17 protein-coding genes are annotated in these 21,118 nt (G+C 38.9%); 7 read left to right on the top strand and 10 right to left on the bottom strand.

Going from position 1 to position 21,118, the window contains the following annotated elements; translation table 11 throughout:
• The first annotated feature begins 50 nt into the window (after positions 1-50).
• The 6 genes from ACLHDF_RS14470 to ACLHDF_RS14445 all read left to right on the top strand — a co-directional run bounded on the left by ACLHDF_RS14470 (position 51) and on the right by ACLHDF_RS14445 (position 2,279).
• Positions 51-272, top strand: coding sequence for a spore germination protein (locus ACLHDF_RS14470; RefSeq protein ID WP_413919450.1), 222 nt, complete (start codon positions 51-53; stop codon positions 270-272).
• A gap of 30 nt (positions 273-302) precedes the next feature.
• Complete coding sequence (locus tag ACLHDF_RS14465) at positions 303-578, top strand: spore germination protein GerPB (protein WP_029324687.1); 276 nt, start codon at positions 303-305, stop codon at positions 576-578.
• An 89-nt stretch (positions 579-667) separates the two neighbouring features.
• Positions 668-1,384, top strand: coding sequence for a spore germination protein GerPC (gerPC, locus tag ACLHDF_RS14460; RefSeq protein ID WP_413919449.1), 717 nt, complete (start codon positions 668-670; stop codon positions 1,382-1,384).
• Entirely contained in the window at positions 1,381-1,557 is a 177-nt protein-coding gene (locus tag ACLHDF_RS14455) for a hypothetical protein (RefSeq protein ID WP_013055355.1), read from the top strand. Before gerPC ends, ACLHDF_RS14455 begins: the two co-directional genes overlap by 4 nt.
• Before the next feature lie 12 nt (positions 1,558-1,569).
• Positions 1,570-2,001: a spore germination protein GerPE gene (locus tag ACLHDF_RS14450; protein WP_413919448.1), complete on the top strand. Its 432-nt coding sequence runs from the start codon at positions 1,570-1,572 to the stop codon at positions 1,999-2,001.
• A 59-nt stretch (positions 2,002-2,060) separates the two neighbouring features.
• Positions 2,061-2,279, top strand: a complete 219-nt coding sequence (locus ACLHDF_RS14445; RefSeq protein WP_413919447.1) for a spore germination protein — start codon at positions 2,061-2,063, stop codon at positions 2,277-2,279.
• A gap of 46 nt (positions 2,280-2,325) precedes the next feature.
• On the opposite strand, the gene ACLHDF_RS14440 is transcribed toward ACLHDF_RS14445, so the two are convergent.
• From ACLHDF_RS14440 to ACLHDF_RS14405, 8 genes are all read right to left on the bottom strand, one after another.
• A complete protein-coding gene (locus tag ACLHDF_RS14440; RefSeq protein WP_013081707.1) occupies positions 2,326-2,631 on the bottom strand; it encodes an HNH endonuclease in 306 nt (101 codons plus the stop codon).
• A 14-nt stretch (positions 2,632-2,645) separates the two neighbouring features.
• A complete protein-coding gene (locus ACLHDF_RS14435; protein WP_413919446.1) occupies positions 2,646-6,035 on the bottom strand; it encodes an SbcC/MukB-like Walker B domain-containing protein in 3,390 nt (1,129 codons plus the stop codon).
• Entirely contained in the window at positions 6,032-7,216 is a 1,185-nt protein-coding gene (locus ACLHDF_RS14430) for an exonuclease SbcCD subunit D (RefSeq protein WP_413919445.1), read from the bottom strand. The genes ACLHDF_RS14435 and ACLHDF_RS14430 overlap by 4 nt, the downstream gene beginning before the upstream one ends.
• A 53-nt stretch (positions 7,217-7,269) precedes the next feature.
• A complete protein-coding gene (gene addA / locus ACLHDF_RS14425; protein WP_413919444.1) occupies positions 7,270-10,188 on the bottom strand; it encodes a helicase-exonuclease AddAB subunit AddA in 2,919 nt (972 codons plus the stop codon).
• The gene (addB, locus tag ACLHDF_RS14420; RefSeq protein WP_413919443.1) at positions 10,166-13,507 is read right to left on the bottom strand and encodes a helicase-exonuclease AddAB subunit AddB; all 3,342 of its coding nucleotides are present in this window, start codon (positions 13,505-13,507) and stop codon (positions 10,166-10,168) included. Before addB ends, addA begins: the two co-directional genes overlap by 23 nt.
• Positions 13,508-13,771: 264 nt before the next feature.
• The gene (gene fabG, locus ACLHDF_RS14415; protein WP_413919442.1) at positions 13,772-14,512 is read right to left on the bottom strand and encodes a 3-oxoacyl-ACP reductase FabG; all 741 of its coding nucleotides are present in this window, start codon (positions 14,510-14,512) and stop codon (positions 13,772-13,774) included.
• A 579-nt stretch (positions 14,513-15,091) separates the two neighbouring features.
• The gene (locus ACLHDF_RS14410) at positions 15,092-15,709 is read right to left on the bottom strand and encodes a TVP38/TMEM64 family protein (protein ID WP_413919441.1); all 618 of its coding nucleotides are present in this window, start codon (positions 15,707-15,709) and stop codon (positions 15,092-15,094) included.
• 161 nt (positions 15,710-15,870) lie between these two features.
• A complete protein-coding gene (locus ACLHDF_RS14405; protein ID WP_413919440.1) occupies positions 15,871-17,850 on the bottom strand; it encodes a S9 family peptidase in 1,980 nt (659 codons plus the stop codon).
• A gap of 176 nt (positions 17,851-18,026) precedes the next feature.
• Here ACLHDF_RS14405 and ACLHDF_RS14400 point away from each other — a divergent pair, with 176 nt between their 5' ends.
• Positions 18,027-18,263 (top strand): IDEAL domain-containing protein, encoded by a 237-nt coding sequence (locus ACLHDF_RS14400; protein ID WP_013055344.1) that lies wholly within the window; start codon positions 18,027-18,029, stop codon positions 18,261-18,263.
• 179 nt (positions 18,264-18,442) lie between these two features.
• Here the strand turns inward: ACLHDF_RS14400 and aceA are convergent, their stop codons facing one another.
• Together aceA and ACLHDF_RS14390 are read right to left on the bottom strand one after the other, a co-directional pair.
• Entirely contained in the window at positions 18,443-19,726 is a 1,284-nt protein-coding gene (aceA, locus tag ACLHDF_RS14395; protein WP_413919439.1) for an isocitrate lyase, read from the bottom strand.
• 392 nt (positions 19,727-20,118) lie between these two features.
• Positions 20,119-21,118: M48 family metallopeptidase (locus ACLHDF_RS14390; protein WP_413919438.1), on the bottom strand; the 1,000-nt coding region annotated here is incomplete at its 5' end.

Genomic DNA, 21,118 nt, shown 5'->3' with positions numbered 1-21,118 from the left:
GTCTAGACTTCATATGCTGTTACTAGACTAAATTAAAAGGGTGTTTGCCTATGCCTGCCATTGTTGGTGTTGTTAATCTTAACAGTATTGGTTCAGCCAGCGTCTTTCATATTGGAGATGTTTATACAATAGCCCCTATTTCCACTGCTAAAACATTTGCTGGCGCAGGTTCGTTTAATACAGGCGACGGATTATATGTTGTGAATCAGCAGAGCTCAACTAATACGTCAGACAATGACGTAAATGATCAAAATGTCGCTGGAAATTTATAATAGAAATGAATCTCATACAGGAGGATGCTTATGAACTTTTATGTGAATCAAAGTATCTGTATTCAAAGTATGAAAATCAGTGCTGTAAGTAACTCTTCGGTACTTCAAATTGGAAGCGTAGGTGTCATTAAACCGAACTCAAATCTCTTTAATACAGGAGGATTTACAGGCGCTGCACCTACAGAAACAAAAAAAGGCATTCTTGGATCTGTTTCTCCTTCTACCTTTACTCCCGGAACCGGCGCAGGAACTGCCCCAGCTCCTTTTTCACAGTCGTTAACTCCTCCAGCTCGAGACAACGACTGACATGTTACAACCTTCAACACCATATGTATATATATAACTATTTTCTTTATCAGAGGGTAAAGGAATCGAGGTGATTGAAGGTGGATAACATGGACTATATTCAGCAAGTACATCAGTATGTTCAGCAAATGACTTCGTATATTCAGCAGCAAGAAGGACGCATTGCTCAGCTTGAAAAAAACGTACAAGAACTTCAGCAGAAAATAAAAGAGTTAGGTGAACAGCCACCTATTAAAATTGATAAAATTGAGTATAAATTCGAACAGTTAAAAATTGATTCTTTAGATGGAACACTAAATATTGGATTAAATCCTCTTACACCTGATAATTTAGAAGATATCATTATTAATGAGAAACCAGAAGTAACATTTTCGCAAGGAGCTCAGCCACAAGGGCAGTCGCCTCAAGGTGAGCAGCCGGGACAACCCGGAGGTCCTGGTCCGCAAAACCCTAGCTTAAAACCATTGGACCGCCACCTAGAAAAACAGTGGGTCTCTGATATTCACGAAACGATTTTAGGTGAACTTAGTCAATATGGATTTTCGATGGTTCAACATGTGCTTGATGAGCGCTCGATGATGATTGATGAATCGTACTACGAGTTTATTTTAGAGGATATTAAAAAGCAGCTGCAGCAGCGGATTACTTTTTATATACAGCAAGTTCAACCGGAAGAAATGGAACGAAATTTTGAACAAATCAAACCTCAAATTATCGGTAAACTTTATGAAGATATGAAAAAAGGAATTGACGCATTTTTAACGTATTTACCTGAATCTTTAAAGAAAGGCGGCCCCCCTTCATGAACTTTAACGTTGTAAACCGCGAATTGCTTGTTGGAGACGTTAGTATTACAGGTGTATCTTCTTCCTCTCTTTTTTTAATTGGTGATGCAAATTACATCTCTCTATCCTCAACATTTGATACGCCAGCGGAATCTTTGATTATCGGCCCTTATGTTCCATTATCATTGTCATAAAGGAGATTACGTATGCTTTCACGCATGTCTTCCGTTAATTATATAGAAATTAACTCCTTGTCGGCGAGCTCCTTTTGCCAAATTGGAGATTCAACAGAAATTCACCTACTTAATAAAGCTTTAGCTGACCGGAGACAATATCCATTTTTCTACGGCAGAGAAGGAAATTTTGATGATTATGCTGTCTTTAATGAGTCTATTCCCCATGGTGACTATGAACCTATTCCTGTTCAAACATGGAATGAAATACCTTTAATCCGCGTTAATAGAATTGATATAAAAGGATGTTCATTCTCATCAGTTATTCATGTTGGATCAACGTGCAATGTTTATGCAGAGGCCCGAATCAAGCATATTCGTGAACTGATCAACGATGAACCTTCAAAGGAAGCTGAAACAGAAACATCAAAGAGAGTTGCTTCAGAAGCTAGCAACAGTGAGTGAACCTTTTAAGAAGCTGCTCATATACTAAACTAATATCACGAAAAAAGGGTGTGAACCTCATGCCAGCATTAATTGGACCCGTTAGTATCACGAGCGTCGGAGGCGGTGTCGTAACATTTGGAGATACGTTCTACGTTTCTCCAAAAAGTTCTGCTAAAACGGCGGCAGGCTCCGGTTCCTTAAATACAGGTAACTTTGTTAACACAAATAACGGCATTTCAGGAACAAATACGTTAGATCCAGATTTATTCGATCAAAATATAGCGGCAAATGCTTAAAAAAACCCCTTATCTTTGCTAATAAAGCAGATAAGGGGTTTTTCATTCACTTCGATTTTCGGCTATTTGATTTTTTGGTTTTAGGTAATTTAGAAGACGGCTGTTTACGAATCCATTTAATAAAAGAGCTAATTTTAGAATCAGCTTGTAATAAAGAAATCGTATTAAGACGAATGGCTAATTCATCATTTGTGTATAACGCATGAATTTGTTTATGACACGGAATACATAAGTTTGCAGTTGGTTCAAACGCTCCACCCATTTCCTTTGGCGTTAAATGATGTACGGTTGTTAAGACATCCTGCCTTCCGCATAATTCGCATGTTCCTATCCGCCTGTCTTTTTTCTTCATATAGATTTCCTTCCCTATAAAGTTTCTACTCTGACACTAGTTCCCTTGCCAGAAGGCTCGGACGGCTCCACAATCAAACGTTTTGGCAGCCGAGCCCGAAGTTCTTGCACGTGACTGATGACCCCAATTGATAAATTATTTGATTGAAGTTTTTCAAGCGCTGTAACAACAGTATCAAGAAGCTCTCCATCAAGCGTTCCAAACCCTTCATCTAAAAAGAAAAACTGCAGTGGATATTCTCCTCTTAGCTGAATTTGTGCAGATAATGAAAGGGCCAGCGCCAGGGAAGTTAAAAATGTTTCTCCTCCAGATAAAGTTGAAACCGGACGTTTTACGCCTCCATTTGCATCATCTCTCATGATAAAGCCGCCTTGGGAATCAACTTCAATTGCATAACGCTGACGTGTCAATATACCTAGACGCTCCGAAGCATCTCGGCTAACAGACATCAGCTGTTCTTCAGCAATATACTCCACGAAAGCATTTCCTTTAAATACTGTTTGAAGCTTTTGATACTGTTCAAATAACGCTTGTTTTTCTTCACGGTCCCGTTCAAGCACTAAAAATCGCTCATGTCGTTCTTTCACACTTTTTAACGTTTGCTCAGCTGCTCCCTTGAGCTGAACGGCTTCTTTCACAGCCGCTTTTATATCATGAAGCAACTGCTGAGTTTCTTCAAATTGATGCTCTTCTATAAAACGGTGATTAAGCTGAATATTTAACTGTTCAATTGATGACTTTATCTGTTTTATATTGTCCCAATAAGCCTGTACAGTTTCATCCAACAATTGCATCTCATCACGGGATAACAAAGCTTGCTGAACTTCTTCTCCTCCGCTGAATAAAGAATTCCCTATAGCTTCTTCCCATTTTTCAGCTGCTTTTTTATACTGAATATGAGCCGTTTCTAGAGATTCTCCCGCTGCTTTTTCATCCATTTGCAGCGTTTGATACGCTTTTTGAACAGTCTGCCACTGTTGATACGCCTGCTGTTCGTTTGTTTCTAACTCCGCAAGTAAAAGAACTGTTTTTTGGAGCGCTTGTTCAATATCTTCTTCATCTGTAAGTGTACGCAAGCGTTCAATTTGTGAGTGAACAAAGGATTGTTTATGAGACAGCATCGCTTTTAACTCTGTAAATTCTTTTTCGCCCGTATATTTTTCTTCTTTTAGGCGTTCGATTTTCTTTTGTTGATTTTCAAAAAATACGCTACTTTTCTCAATTCGAGCCTTTATTGTCTGCTCTTCTGTTTCCCTTTCAGTCAACTGTTCATTAATTTTTTTCATCTCTTCAAATACAAAGGAAGGATAGTCTTGATGAAACGCTTCTTTTCCTGTTTGTAACGCTTGTTTTTGCTGATTGACTTTCCGTTCTAATTCAGCTTGTTCTTTTTGATAATGAGTAAGCTCCAATTCAACCTTTTCAAGACTTTGCTGTACCTTTTGTACATGGCTAAGAATTGCTTGTTGTTTTTCACTTACCTGTAAATAATCTTGCTCAAGAGATTTAATTTCAACTTCTATTTTCTTAGCATACTGGCCAAAGGCATCTGTATTCATTTCTCCTAAAGCAGGAACTTCGACAACTTCGTTTATAAATCCAGCTAAATCAGGTATTTTTTCAACAAGAGGTTTAGCTAGCTGTTCAAGCTGCATTTTAAGAGACGAGTAGCTAAATCTCTGTTCACGCAAGTGATTGATTTGATTTTCGAAATGATCTGTTGATTCTGCTGTAACATCTTCTTTTTGGTTTAACACGGGGTTAGGATGGTGCTCAGAGCCACAAACTGGACAAGGATCTCCTTGGGTCAGCTGCTCAGCTAATTGATGAGCCAGACGATGTGACCATTCTTTTTCTTTACGTCTTTTTAGATCACTCATTAAACAATCCGCTTGTTGAAAAAGCTGCTGAAACTCTTTTTCCCGCTCACATACAGTGTGATACAAGCCTTGAATATCTGAAAATAACCCTTTACTCCTTTCTATTGTTTGCTGATATCTCTCTTGCTGTGCTTGCTTTTGCGTACGCAAATGCTGAAGCTGTTCAGCTTTTTCTTTATACGTTTTTTGGCTTTCATCTAGGTTTTTTTTATCATTATTCCATACTTGGTAACGGTAGAATGCTTGCTGAACAGCCTGCCGATAATCAGGTTGAATCTCTACTTTTGTTAATGCTTCTTTTAACTCTTTTTGAAGAATCAAACCTTGCTGATACCGTTTGTCCGCTTCCATCAATTCATCGTTTTTTGCTTGAAGTACCTGTTGCTTTTGCTGAAGAGAGACTTCCGCTTCTTTTACTTCTTGCTGTCCCTCTTTAATTTGTTTTTGAAGATCCGAAGCCTGTTGAAGCTGTTCTTTTTGAACAACTAACTTGGGCTGCTGTTCATTCTTGTGCAAGCGGGCCTGCTCATATAAGCTATTCGAACGCTTATATTCCTCACTTTTTTGAACAATTTGTACTTTTAAATTTTCTACTTTATCTTCATAAAGCTTCTGCTGTTTTTCGGCTTGTTCAAATGTTTCTAAATAAGGAAAAAGACGCTCGGCCTGCTGGGCTTTCGTCAACAAATTTTGCTTTTGTCTAATCTCCTCTTCCTGCTTAGAAGCATAGGCTAGCTTTTCTTCTAGCTGTGCTTTTTCCTGTTGCGCTTTCCAAAGAGACGCCTGCTGATCGTATCGCTCTTGCAAATCAGCCGCTTCTTTTTCTCGTTTTTCCAAAAGGACAATGCTATCACTTACAAGCTGCTCAGCTTCCTTTACTTTTTCCGTAGAAGCTTCACCTAATCCCGTTTGTTCTGCCGTGATTTTATCTAGATCTGTTTTTAGCTGTTGAACTTGATAGCGTATCTTCTTACTAAGCTGATCTCCATACTGCTCGAGATTAAAAAGACGCTGAAGCATTTGACGACGTTCCGTCCCTTTTAGTGATAAAAACTCTGCAAACTTTCCTTGTGGTAGTACAACAGCTCTTGTAAAATCATCAATTGTTAAACCGAGAAGCTCCTGTACCTGCTGGTTTACATCATTCGTTTTATCCGCTAATACGTATGTTTCGTCTTCTACTTCAATCAATCGACTCGAAGCTGATTTCACACGCAGTTCATCCGTCCGTTTAAAGCTTCGTTCAACAGTATAGCGTTTTTTATGACTAGCATTTTCCAGTTCGAACGTAAAGGCTACTTTGAGTTCATTTTCTCCGTGATTTAAAATTCCCTGTGTATTATTTGCTGCACGCTCTACTTTCCCGTATAAAGCTAATGTAATGGCATCTAAAATGGAGGACTTTCCACTTCCCGTAGGACCGAATATTCCGAATACACCGCCTGAACACAGCGCTTCAAAATCGACAGTTTGTTTTTCTCTAAAACTGTGAAGTCCCGAAACTGTCAAGTTAATAGGTTTCATTTTTCATCCTCCTTTCCCGATACTTCTTCGTCGTTAATCAAGGTTAAAAACAATTTTACTAATTCAGCATCAGGTGCCCCTCCGCCGGTTTGCCTGCTATAGAACTTTGTAAAAAGTTCTTCGATCGGCACTTCGCGCTGTGAACGTGTTTCGTGTGCTAGTTCTTCTGCTTTGAATACCGGACGAATATGAATAAATCCTGGATGAAGCTTGCGAAGGCGATGAATTTCTTCTAGAGAAAGCGCATCTTCTACGTGAACTTCTAAATCGACCCATGCCTGCGTATCTTTTTGCTCATCAAGCCATGTATATACTTCTGCCAATCCATTTTTAGCTTTCCAACGTGTCAAAGGCTTTCCGCTAGATAATGGAATTTCAGTCACCTTAACCTCTTTTCCTAGCCCAGCGTCTAAAATAGTAACAGACTTTGTGTATCCTGACTCTGAAAAGCTATAAGCAAGAGGTGAACCAGAATATCTCGCAAGGGTGTGGGCGCGATTAATCATTTGCGGGCGATGCAAATGTCCTAATGCTACATATTGAGCATTAGCTGGTAAACTAGTTGCTGCTACTGTATATGCTCCGCCTACTTCAATTGGACGTTCTGAATCGGTTGAACTTCCACCTGCTACGTAAATATGACTCATGGCAATATTAACGGTATTCTTGGTGAACTGCTCACTCATTTTATCAAAAATACCTTTTACTCTGGCATCATACGAATTTCGAAGAGCCAGCTCATCATTTTCTTCTGCTAGTAGTTCCTTTAATCTTGACTCAGATGGATAAGGAAGAGCCGCAATCTTTAATATCTCATCCGAGGTAGGAATGTGAATGCTTTCTACATCGGTAGTAGGCAAACCAAGAAGCGTAATATTTTGATGAACAGCTAATGGAGAAGCTGCCGACAGCCGATCTGGGTTATCATGGTTGCCTGCAATAACAATAATCGGACGTTTTCCATTGCTGCTCAATCTAGACATACTTTCGTAAAAAAGCTGCTCTGCTGCTGCTGGAGGATTGACCGTATCAAAGGCATCTCCCGCCATGAGAATAGCATCTATCTTTTCCTCTTCCACAATGTCTGCCAATTCATCTAAAAACTGTGCTTGCTCAGCTAGACGGCTTCGACCTTCTAGCGTTCGCCCCAAATGCCAATCCGCTGTATGTAATAAACGCATGTTACTCTCTCCTTATTGGTGAAAAAGAAGAAGACCAGGGCCTTCTTCTCTTTTTATATTTCAACAGCATGTCCGCCATCTAAAAAGTACAGATAGCAATGCTGCACAGGTTGTTTTACAATCCGCTCAATGGCCTTTGCATAAAGTTCTAACTGAATGCGGTATCTTTCGATTAGAAACGGTTTTGCTCGTTCGAAATCCCCTTGAAAACGTTCCGAAATATTATCAGTTTTAAAATCAAGTAAAACGAGCCCTTCTTCCGTTTCATACAAACAATCAATAATACCTTGCACTAAAATTGTTTCGTCTTCCTGCTCCCAATGACTATAGATTTCTTTAGCAGAGACACCTAAACTAAAAGGCATCTCTCTATAAACAGTGCGAGCCGTTCGAATACCTTGTGCAATGTCACTGTCTAAAAATTCTGCTACATCATTTGCATCAACGGCATCCGCTTGTTCTTGGGTCAATAATTCTTTGGTAACCATTGATTGAATAAAGTCTTGAACCATTTCAAGCGTATAAGCTTTATTTAATGGAAGCTGCTGCATAACGGCATGTGTGGCTGTTCCTTTTTCAGCTCCTGTGAGAGATTTCTCTTGAAGAAACAGCGGACGATCTTCAAGAGGTACTTTAGATCCGCGAACGAGATCATCGCTTCCCCCTGCATCTGTCAGCTGCTGCTGCCTTTTTAGTTCAGAAACAGATTGCTTCGAACGATGAACGGAAGCTACACGATAATCATACGACCAGTTTAAGCGTCTGTACACTTCGTCTTTATAATCGCTCGACTCTGAAACTGGCTCATGTTTTTGAAGAGCGGTCAAAAGCTCCTCATGGTGCTGCTGCTCTTCAAGCGGCTGTTCAGCTAAATCACCTGCTAATAACATTGAAAGTTTCCAGCTTGAAGCATGCTGGTGAATCATCTCAGTCGGCTGGACTTCTCCTTCAACCATATGACTAACATGTCGATGGCGAATTAAAGAAGGTCCAATCCAGTCTAAATAACATTTTGCATCTCTTCTCACGTGAGCTGGAAGCGTCCAATCTTCGTGTGCCATAACGGAGCTCCACTGTCTGAGCTTTTCTGGTGCGTCTTTTACTGTTCCGACTAAAATAAGCTTTTCTTTCGCACGTGTCAAAGCTACGTACAATACCCGCATTTCTTCTGCCATGCTTTCTTTTTTTATTTTTTTCTTCATGGTCTGTTGAAGAAGAGTTGGGTACGTAATACGTAGTTTCGGATCAATATATTTAGATCCAAAACCTAGTTCTTTATCGAGTAAATACGCTTTATTCAAATCCATCAAGTTAAACTGACGAGCAAGACCAGCTACGAAAACAACAGGATATTCAAGACCTTTACTGCTGTGAATAGTCATCAGACGCACCACATCTTCTTGTTCTCCTAGCGCTCTAGCAGCTCCTAAATCGTTCCCTCGATCCTGCATGCGTTCAATAAAACGTAAAAATCGAAACAGACCTCTAAATGAAGTCGCCTCATACTGGCGAGCACGATCGTAAAGAGCACGTAAATTGGCTTGACGCTGTTTCCCACCAGGAAGTCCACCAACAAATTCATAGAAACCTGTATCGCGATAAATTTGCCATACTAGCTCTGACAAAGAGCTTTGTCTAGCTTGTGTTCTCCATGCTTTTAACTGCTCATAGAAATATTTTACTTTGTCGCGAAGTTCTTCATGATTTGAAACCGCTAAGTACGCTTTTAACGCATCGTAATACGTTCCTTTCTTTTGCTCTGCTCTCAGTGTAGCTAACTCTTCGTCTGAAAGCCCTACTACCGGTGAGCGAAGGACAGAAGCTAATGGAATGTCTTGATGCGGGTTATCTACTACTTTTAATAAAGACATCATAATCATCACTTCAGTAGCATCAAAATAGCCTGTTGATAAATCGGCATAAATTGGAACGCCTTCTTGCTTAAATTCATCCATGATCTGCGCAGCCCAAGGCATAGAACGAAGCAAAATAACAAAGTCACGATAGGTCACGTTTCGCATGATATCGAGCTTGCGATCATATATTTGAAAACGATTTTGAACGAGCTCTTTGATTTTACGTGCCATTGCTCTTGCCTCTAATTGAGCCGTTTCAAGCTCTGCTTCTGAAAAAGCGACAAGAGAAGAATCTGATTCTTCCTCCACTCCTTCTTCTGCATTTTCTTTTGCAATTAGCAGAAGCTCCGTTTCCATTCCTTCCACTTTTGGATACGATGCTCCTAATTTTAAAGAAGCATCATCGTCATATACAATTTCCCCTACTTCTTCATCCATCAGCTGGTTAAAAATAAAGTTTGTAGCATCAAGCACTTGGGAACGACTGCGGAAGTTTTTATTCAAGTCAATACGTTTTCCAAACTGCCGTCCATCTTGCGTAAATCGCTTATACTTCGTTAAAAACAAAAATGGCTCCGCTAAACGAAAGCGATAAATGGATTGTTTTACGTCTCCCACCATAAATAGATTTCCTTGTTCTTCATTGTCTCTCGTCACTAATTTAATCAGGGTTTCTTGAACCATATTTGTATCTTGATACTCATCAACAAGCACCTCTTCAAACTGAGTGCGATATTTTTGTGCAATGGACGAAGGCTTAAGCACACCGTCTTCTTTTACACTCAAGATTTGTAAGCAATAATGTTCTAAATCAGAAAAGTCCACTAACCCTTTCTCTTTTTTTATGTGTTCATATCGTTCACCGAAGCGTTGAACTAAAAAGATTAGCGTTTCAATAACAGGCTTCATTTTTTCAAAATCAGCCATATAGCCATGCAAAGGCCTAGAAAACAAATCAGCATGAAGTTTTTCAAGGCTTGTCTTAGCTTTTTTGCGAAGCTCTCCGAAATCATCTAAAAGCTGCGAGTCGTACGCTTCTCCTTTACATGGCTTTAAACGAGTAAAATTCAAATTCTGCATTTCCTCATGCAAATCACGAAATGTCAATTTTTCCATTTGTAATCTCTGTGCCTGCCTCTACAAACTTACTTCGCACATATTGACGGAGATGTGTAAAGTCTTCTTCGCTCGCAACCGAAGAATTGGAATAAAAGCCCCCTGTCTTTTTAATGCCAGCAGATACAACTTGTGAGTGCCCTGATTCTAACGTCTCGTCCATTAACCGTACCGCTTCTTCATCTCCTAAAAGCAGTCCTTTCATTTTAAACTTCTTGAAGATTTCAGCTTCGATTTGATCGGACTGTAATGCTTTAGTACTGTTGATCATTGGATTATGAACGTGGAAATACAGAACGCCAGCAGGCAATGCTCCTCTATTATCATGAAGAAGCTGTTCAGCGTACGTCACGACTATATCTAAATAAGCTAAAATTTGAAGAGATAAACCATAATACACTTCCACCAAGTTTAATGCTTTATCGCTTGATTTGTAGTCTACAATACGCAGTAAAAGTCCCTTGGAGCTTTCCGCTTTGTCCACTCTGTCAATTCGGCCAATAAGCTCCATCGTATGGCCATTTGGCAGTGTAAACTGCATAGAAGGCAGCTCCGCACCAGGTCCAAATCCTAATTCCAATCCAACAGGAACAAAGCCGCTGACTTTAGCATGCTCACTTAACACAAGCGATGCTCGTTCAATAATTTGCTGCAGCTTATGCGTTAAATAGTGATGGCGATTAGAGCTCAGCAAAATTTCGTTTTGTAAGCGCGGAGCAAGTTCATGCACCGCAGCCGTAGAAAGCTGCTGACAGTCTTTTCTCGTTAAGTTCTTCCATTCTTTTTGGCCGCTGCGAAGTTCGTCTGAAATCATCTTCAACGCCGCGTGAAATAACTCACCTATGTCAGGAGCCGCTAATTTGAAAACTTTTCGTTCTTTAAGCTTGAGCCCGTGAGAAGCAAAATGAGCATATGGACAGGCTTCAAATTTTTCCATTCTAGACACGCTTGCTTGAATATGTTTTCCATACAGACGCTGACTCGTGTTCTTTGTTAACCTTTTTGCTTCATTTTTATAAAATAAGCTGCTTAGTACCCTCTCGCTGTATGATTTCCAATTTGGATTTTCTACATAAAAGTTATATACATCCCACCAAGCGGAACTCATCGGATAATGACGTTTCCATCCTTGCAGCTGGCTGGCTAAATGCGCGATGCTTGTTAACGGATTTGTTATATAATCAACTTGCTTTTCTTCTTCTAAATCCGTAGGTTCCGTCATTAACAGCTTTTCCTGCAGCAACGGAAATAGCTCTTTTACTCGATTAATAACGAGCGAAGGCAGCAGTGTCTTCCCTTCCTCATTGGCAAGAGGATACGAAACATAAAGTTTTTCAGAAGAGCTGGAAAGAGCTAAATAAATTAGAAATTGTTCGTCAAACAGCTTTTGTCTTCCAGTTGGACCCAGTAACAAACCTGATTCAAGCAGCTGCTCTCTCTCCTTCTCAGATAACAGTCCATCGCTCTTTGGTTTAGCTGGAATCACACCGTCATTTACACCTAACACAAAGCTTGCTTTGATGTGGGATAAACGCGAACGCTCGAAGCTTGCAACAACCACTTGATCGAGTGCAGGCGGAACAAGTGCAAACTGCATGCTATCAAGCCCTGTCTCAAATAAATTTGCGAACAAAGAAATCGATACTTTCTCTTCTCCCATCATTTCAACAAACTGATCAAATAAGTGAAGAATTGCTTTCCATACCTGCTCATGTTCTCTTGCTTCTTGAAGCTTTCCTTCTTCTTCACATCGATTACGCAGCGCTTCTATTTTGTGTGGAATATCTAGATTGGTTAAAAAACGATAGAGCGCTTCTGCTTTTTCTTTTCCTATTTTCGCTTGTTTTAATTTTTGCTGAAGCGAATAAATAGGAGGAACAATCATATTTTTTAATTCATTTATTTTTTGTTCAAAAGCAAGTTCTTCGTCCGTTTTCCCAAGATTCATGTCTTCAAGCGAACGATATTTTCTGTAGGTAAATGGCTCTTTACTCGTCCACTTAGATCCTTGAATACCGTAAGCAAGTACGTAATTCTCTAATTCATCCATCTCTTCGCGGAGCTGGTGCACATCAGATGATAAAGGAAATAAAAGATCTGTTTTCACTGCTCGGAAGATCGTTTCATATCGCCATGACCCGCCTACCACCTCTAAGACTGAGCGGATAAATTCAACGAGTGGATGGTGAAACATTGCGCGCTTCTGGTCAATAAAGTAAGGAATTTCGTAATCTCGAAAAATGGTTTGAAGCAAGTCATGATAGTCTTCTGAATTTCTAACAATCAAAGCAATATCACGATAGCGATAGCCATGCTCACGTACGAGCGACAGCACTTCTCTTGCAATTCCTTCAACTTCTGCTCTTCGGCTAACAGCCGGCAGCAGCTGAATGTGCTGGGGCTCTGACTGAAATTCTGGTGTTGGCCGTTCATCATAAAATCGTTCTAAATAGGCAAGCTCTGGACTGTTTTGATGCCTCTTTTGTTCGTTAAATACGTTCGGTTCTTGAATCTCTATTCCGTTTTCAGCCGCCAGGCCCATTATTTCTTGATACGTTTCGCTCGTTAATCGAAACAAGTGCAAGTCATTTGGAATAAAATCTTGATATGAATAATCAGAAGTAACCGCTATTTTTACTTCTCTACAAACTTTCATAAGCTCTACTAATACCGTTAACTCTTGAGGAGTATAGTGATGGAATCCATCTACATAAATCGTTGCTTGAGCAAGATAGGCAGAAGACGCTACTTTTTCACTCAGTAGCTTCAAATAATCCTCCCCATCTACATATTTCGTCATCAGCTGTTTTTCTAATTCTCCGTAAATGAGGTGTAAATCATGTAATTTATCGGCAAGGACCTTCTCGTCTTCCGCCTGAAGCTTTTGCTTCATCGCTTCAAGAGACGGTACATCCACCGTGTACTGTTTAAACTCTTTAACCATTTTTTCTAATTCTTCAATAAACCCTGCTTGCTCTGAAGAATTCGCAAACAATCGAAGCTCTTCTTTTTGATGTTCGATAATTTTCTTAAGCATCATATGAATCCCTGTTTGATCCACATGATAGCGACTGATACCTCCGACTTCCTGCAGAATACGCCATGCAAGACGTGTAAAGCTATAAACTTGAGCACGCATCATGCCTTCTAAACCAGGCGTTTGAACAAGCGCATACTCCGACTGAAACGTCATCTGTTCAGGTACAATATAAATAAGTGGATGTCCAAGCGGAGCATCTAACAGCTCTTGGCGCATGCTATTTAAAAGATATTCCGTTTTTCCGCTTCCTGAACGTCCTAATAAAAACTGTAGCCCCACGTTCTCACCCCTTCATTTTTCTTCTCTATGATTTGATTCGTTATAAGTACAAAATGGATAAACGTCACGCAAACACGTGACGCAGTCATCAAAATTTTATAGTAATGATTATCTAAATCTCTCTATCTCTCTCCTTATTATTTTACTGAACTTGTAGATAAAATTCCACTTTGTACATATGTGAAATGCTGGATGAAACAAAAAAACTTTTCAGTAGTCAGATGACCCCTGAAAAGTTTTAGAAAAGTAAATTATTTTCTACTCTTACATCATGATTCCACCATCTACATGGAGTGTTGTACCGTTAATATAATTGGATTCGTCAGATGCTAAATAAAGATAAGCATAACCAATATCAGAAGGCTGACCTAATCTTTGTAAAGGAATAGTGGATTTCATTTGATCAATGATTTTGTCTGGCATCGCCTTTACCATATCCGTCTCAATGAATCCAGGAGCTACAGCGTTTACATTAATTCCTTTTCGCCCCAGCTCTTTGGCCCACGTTTTTGTCATTCCCACTACGCCAGCTTTTGTCGCCGCATAGTTTGTTTGACCAACATTTCCATATACGCCGGATACCGAAGATGTGCTAATAATTTTCCCTTTACCCTGAGCAATCATATGCGGTACAACTGCTTGCGTACAGTGAAAAACGCCTGTAAGGTTTACGTTAATTACCGCTTGAAAATTTTCAACTGATAATTTGGTTAACATTCCATCCCTTGTAATACCAGCGTTGTTAATTAAAATATCTATTTTAGAGAAGCGTTTCACTACCTCTTCCACCATTGCATCTACACTGTCTCGATCCGCTACGTTTACTTGAAAGAATGCTACATCCCCGCCTTCTTCTTTTAGCTGAGCTGCTCGTTCTTCTCCTACTTTTACATCGTAGTCAACCATAGCGACCTTTGCACCCTCTTGTGCGAAAATTCGAGAAGCTTCGAACCCTAATCCATTTGCTGCACCCGTAATAATTGCCACTTTATCTTTTAATCTCATGTCACCCGCGCTATAAGACGCTTACTAACAACGATTAATCAGCAAGTCGCTTGAATCTTAGTAGCGCATTCCCCTCCTCAAAACGACGCCAAGCACGTCTTAATGATCATTCGGTGCTTTTCTAGTAATGATCCCTCTACTTACATCTTAGTAGTCAAGCTCAAAAATCATTCATACAATTTTTAAGAAAACGTTTTGAAATACATGAGGTGATAATACATGTTGAGAAAAAACATGAATATCTCTAGAAAACAAAGGGTTCATTACTTAGGTGCAACTAGGAATAGACGTCTAATTTATTCCCAGTTTTTTCTTTTACTTTAGCATATTTTTCATAATTGATAAACAAAAAAATTGATGATGACTGAACATATCCTTCATATGTGCATTTTTCTACCAACCGAATAAACAGACAAATAACTTTGGCCAGGCAAAGTTAAAAACTCTTTCAAAAATGCTGCTGTATTCCTATAAGAAAAAGCTTTCTATGGTTTACAATACCCTCTTTGGCTGCATGTATAACAAAAGACCGCCTATTAAAAGGCAGTCTTTCATCACTATTTGTTATATATAAACAAACTATTTGTCATACTGTTTCACTTTAGATTTTTCATTTAATCTTCGTTCAATTTGTTTTCCAACAAGCCATAAGACAAAAATAATGACTAAAACAAGTACAGCTTTTAAAGGCTGTTTCACAAATGAAACAAAGTCGGCCCCAATAAAACTCATCATAAATATCATCACCATTTTACCAGCTAATACAGCAAGCATAAATTGAGCCATACTGACACGTGATAGTCCTGCTACTACATTAATCGCCGAAGATGGGGTAAAAGGAAAGCAAAGCATAATAAACAACGGTCCGAAACCGTGCCTTTCTACCCAAATCATAATCTTTCGAATTTGTGCATGCCGACTGATAAAGTGTAAAAATCTCGCCTGTCCATATTTTCTAAAAATCCAAAAGACCAGCAGTGATCCAACGCAGCTGCCAACCCATGAAATTAAAAAGCCTAACCATAAGCCAAAAGCGGCAGCATTAGCCATTACAAACGCAAAAAGCGGCAAGATGGGAATAAACGCTTCTAAGATAGGCAACAGCAGTCCCGGAATGATTCCAAATGATTGATATTGTTTTAATAACTCGAGTATGCCGTCTAATGTCAAATAATGCTTTAATGTTTCAAAATCCATCGAATGTTCTCCTTATTTAAACAACTGTGCTGCTTTTCACTTATTGTACTACTTTCCTTTTCCAAACAAAAGTTTTACAACGTTTTACCTTTCCCGCCCTTTTGCGTTTATCATATAGCATTTATTTACACGCACATATTCGGTTGAACAGAGTGCGCTTTTTACTTAGACTGTTTTAAATGACGTTTAAACCAGCTTGTTAAATATTTTAATCTCGCTGTTCGTAAATTAGGCTTACCGCTCCTAGAAAGTTCATGGTTAGACTGAGGAAAACGAATAAATTCTACTTCTTTATTTTTTCTTTTCAGTGCTACATAAAGCTGTTCAGCTTGTTCAATTGGACATCTATAATCCTGTTCGCTATGTAAGATTAACAACGGTGTGTTAACGTTCTCTGCTAAACGAAGCGGTGAGTGATTCCAAAGTTTTTCCGGATTTTCATAAATATCAGCTTTTAATTCCCATTCGGTAAAATAATAACCAATATCACTAACACCGTAAAAACTCGTCCAATTTGAAATAGATCGTTGCGTCACTGCTGCTTTAAACCGATTCGTACTTCCTACAATCCAGTTTGTCATAAACCCTCCGTAGCTTCCTCCTGTTACACCAAGTTTATCTTTATTAATATAAGAGTAGCGCTTAATTGCTTCATCGGTCACTGCCATCAAGTCTGTATAATCCATTCCTCCGTAATCTCCTCGAACGGCATCTGTAAATAATTGACCATATCCTCTTCCGCCTCTTGGATTAGAAAAAAGGATATTGAACCCCTTTGATGCAAGTACTTGAAATTCAAACATAAATGTATGACCATACATAAGATGCGGACCTCCGTGAATTTCTAAAATTGTGGGAGAAACATGGTTGGTGGCAACAGCCTTTACTGCCCAACTGTGGATGTGTAAACCGTCCGTAGAAGTCGCATAAAAAGATTCCGCTTCTGCTAGCTGCATATGCTTTAAAAATGAGTCATTAACGTTTGTAAGCTTTATTAATTCCTCAGTTTTCAAATTTAGAGAATAAAGATCTCCGGGATGCGTAAATGTACTGATTGCTACGATCGCTTCCTCGCAATTGGGAAGAACAGATATCCCATATACGTGAGCATTATCCATAAGCACGGGGGCTAACTTTCCATTCACATTCCCTTTATACATGCCTACAGAACCCTTTTCACTTACGATAAAATAAAATTCTTGATTGCTGCTCCACATAATTCCCGCTGTGTTTCTTCCAAAGTGAAAATCTCCTGCTACCATATCTCCTACTTCTAAGTCTATATCAGCAGTGATACAAGCTGTTTTTTGATTGGAGATCTGATAAATGTATATGTCATTCATTGAAGCCGATCCATATGTACGTTCATTTCCAATGTAGGCTATGTATGACCCATCTGGTGACCACGAAACTTGATGAAAATATCCTGTTTCCGCTGTAATAGATGTTAATTTCCCGCTATCACGATGCAAAATAAACACGTCCATGGTTAAGGATAAATCCGGATTCTCTCCTCGGCTGCTACAAAATACAATTGAGTTTGCATCAGGGGCCCAGCATCCTACAGAGTGATGATAAGGACCATCCGTTAAAAACGTCACTTCTTTACTTTTAAGTTTAACTGCGGCAACTTGAGTATATTCACCTTTCAAATAACCGCTAGAATCGGATTTGTACAACAGACGCTCCACTTCGTACGGCTGAGGATGTTCATGATTTTGTTCGACTCTTACAGCTTTTTCTACTACTTTTGTAGAAAACATAATTTCGTCACTATAAGGCGACCATACTAGGTTATTAACGCCTTTTTCAAGATTTGTGAGTGCTTCTGCTTCTCCACCTGTCACTGCTAATAGATAGAGCTGAGTAGTTTGACTGCGATCTGATAAAAAAGCAATCCACTTGCCGTCAGGGGACCAGGCGGGAGAGTGATTATTTCCTTTATAGTACGTTAATTGCTTTGTTTTTTTCGTTTCAAGATCTAACATAAACAGCTGCGTCTCATATGCATTTTCTATTTTTTTCGTTTCTCGAATCGTATAAACTACACTTTTTCCATCTGGCGAAATCTGAGGATTATACACAGACTTCAATTCATATAAATCCTCTATCGTTACCGTACGTTTTTTTAAATGATCCAATTTCTTCGCCCCCAAGCATTCATTTTTAAACCAAATAGTCAATCGATAAAAACGAAAGTAGCGTTTCCCTTTTACTTTATCATTTCTAAAAATAAAAATCTAAAAATTTAGAAAATTAGTTGTTTTTTCTTCTTTTAATCTATATAATAATAAAAAGGGTGCAGAGGTGATGAGGTATGAACAATGAAAAATCGTACACGGAAATGATGAAGTCCCTCGCTCGCAAGAAAAAAGTAATTGATACTGTGAGTATGTTGGATGTTTATATCGAAATGGTAATTGATGAATCGCTTTTTAAGCGTCAAAAAGAACTGTTAGAAACAAACATTAACACGGCATTAGATCAACGTGATGAAATTGCTTTTTATGAGTTATCAGCACAGTACCAATCCCTGCTTCAAACATCTACTTAATATTTCAAGAACTTAATTTATATGTACGTTTAACAGGCAGATACTTTCTTCTCAGGAAGAACAGCTGTCTGTTAAATCGTATTTACTACATAAAAAAGATTCTTACATCTGTAAGAATCTTTTTTGTTAGGATTTTTCCTATGAGCGGAATTAATCAAACGTTCCACTCATAGATTTTTTTATTTATGCGCCTGAAACTGCTCTTCTTCTGTCGAACCTTTTAAAGCTGTTGTAGATGAAGTTCCACCAGAAACTACTTGTGCTACTTCATCAAAATAACCAGTTCCTACTTCACGCTGATGTCTCGTAGCTGTATATCCATTTACCTCACTAGCAAACTCTCTTTCTTGTAACTCTGAATAAGCCGCCATTCCTCTTGCTTTATATCCTCGTGCCAGCTCAAACATGCTGTGATTTAAAGCGTGGAATCCAGCAAGCGTAACGAACTGGAATTTGTAGCCCATTTTTGCAATTTCTCTTTGGAATTTTTCAATCGTTTTCTTATCTAACTTTTTCTTCCAGTTGAAAGATGGTGAACAGTTATAAGCAAGCATTTTACCTGGGAATTTTTCATGAATAGCATCTGCAAATCTTTGTGCTTGTTCTAGGTTTGGTTCAGATGTCTCGCACCATACTAGGTCAGCATATGGCGCATATGCTAAGCCTCGAGCAATAGCTTGATCGATTCCAGCTCTCGTACGATAAAATCCTTCAGCCGTGCGTTCACCCGTAATAAACTGACGATCTACAGGATCAACATCACTTGTAATTAAATCCGCGGCGTCAGCATCCGTACGAGCAATCAGAAGCGTCGGAACCCCCATTACATCGGCAGCTAAACGAGCAGCAATTAAATTTTTTACAGCCGTCTGAGTTGGCAGCAGGACCTTGCCGCCCAGATGACCACACTTTTTCTCAGATGATAATTGGTCTTCAAAGTGTACCGCAGATGCTCCTGACTCGATCATTCCTTTCATTAATTCAAATACATTTAACTGTCCTCCAAAGCCTGCTTCTGCATCTGCTACAATTGGAGCAAAGTAATCGATATCTCCTTCTCCTTCTAAGTGCTGAATTTGATCAGCACGCTGCAGTGCTTGATTGATTCGTTTTACGACATGCGGCACGCTGTTTGCTGGGTATAGACTTTGATCAGGATACATATTTCCTGAAAGGTTTGCATCTGCAGCTACTTGCCATCCGCTGAGATAAATTGCTTTTAACCCTGCTTTTACCTGTTGTACTGCTTGATTTCCCGTTAAAGCTCCTAGTGCATGGACGTATGGCTCTGTTTTTAATAAGTTCCAGAACTTTTCGGCCCCTCTTCTAGCAAGCGTATGTTCAATATCAATGGACCCTCTCAGCCCAATAACTTTTTCTGCAGAATATGGACGTTCAATTCCTTTCCAACGCTCATCGCTTTTCCAATTCTCTTCAAGGTTTTTTACACGAATGTCTTTCATTTCTTATACCCCCTAATGAATTTTAAATTCTATATTCATAAAAATATAAAACGCAGCAGTTAGAATATGCCTGTTTCATGATGAAATAAATTAGCAGTTGATCATAATATTAGTAAGAACGCAGATGAAATAAATAAATTGTTGAAGGACATGTAGTAAGACTTCACTGAGGTGAATATACGTTGAGAGTTTTGACTGCTATCTTTTCAATCAAAACTAACTATTCCTCCCTATTGTTATAAAACAGTTTTTATTTTACATACATTATTATATAACAGTACTTTCGGAAATGAAACCTCCTTTTAGAATTTTTTTCCTACTCGCAAGGAGGCTTTTCTACTAATACCTACGTACAAAAGGCTTCATATATCCTTTACTTTTTCTTATATCACTTATTCATTTCTTTCATACTTCTCAACAAATGAAATTCTTTCTAGTATTGTTGGGTGGCCGTATCGGAAAATCTTCACTAAATACGGCGGATTCACCTGAGATAATCCTGATTTTGTTAAGTCCTGAAACGTTTTAATAGCAGCTTGTTTATCTCCCGTTAGGTCCATCGCGTACGTGTCAGATTGAAGTTCATGATGACGCGACTGCATATTTGTTAAAGGACTTACGGCAAATGTAAGAACAGAAAAAAGAAGTAGAATAAGCGGCAATGAATTTAAATCACTAAGAGAAGTAATTTTTAATGCTTTTCCCCATCGCTTAATAACAAAGCGAGCTAAGTGCTTCGTTAACCATAAGCCTACGATTGATAATACTAAAGCTGAAGCAATTCCCACATAAATATGTTTCTTTACATAATGACCCATTTCGTGCGCCATGATAAACAAAATTTCACGTTCCGTTAATTTATTAAGGGTGGTATCCCATAACACAATTCTTGAATTAGAACCTATTCCCGTCACATATGCATTGAGAGAGTTGGTTTTTTCAGACATGTTTACTTCATACACATGCTTAGCAGGTATATGAGCCTCATCTGCTAAATGTAAAATTTTCGTCTCTAACTCTTTATTCTTTAATGGATAAAAATCGTTATATAACGGATCAATAACCACTGGTTGAATAAACGTCAAAAATAGTGTAAATGGAATAGATACTAGCCATGCATACAGCCACCATCTTTTTGAAAACTTACGAATTAAAGCATATAATACAGCAATCACTAAAAACATAGTCGCATAGTTTACCCAAAAATCCGTAAAGAGATCCTTCATCCAGCCTTGGAAAGGTTGCGTTGTAATATGGTAAGCTGTTGAAAGCTTATAGCTAATCCAGTCCATGGGAAAAGAATAGATCAGCAACAGAACAGATAACCAAAATACATAAATAGCAGTTTGGAGAAGACTGAAACGACTGACGTCTTTAGACCACTTATTAACT

Origin of the sequence: Priestia megaterium (genome assembly GCF_046599315.1) — a bacterium.
GTDB lineage: Bacteria > Bacillota > Bacilli > Bacillales > Bacillaceae_H > Priestia > Priestia megaterium_F.
This window is presented reverse-complemented; position numbering and strand designations above follow the sequence as displayed.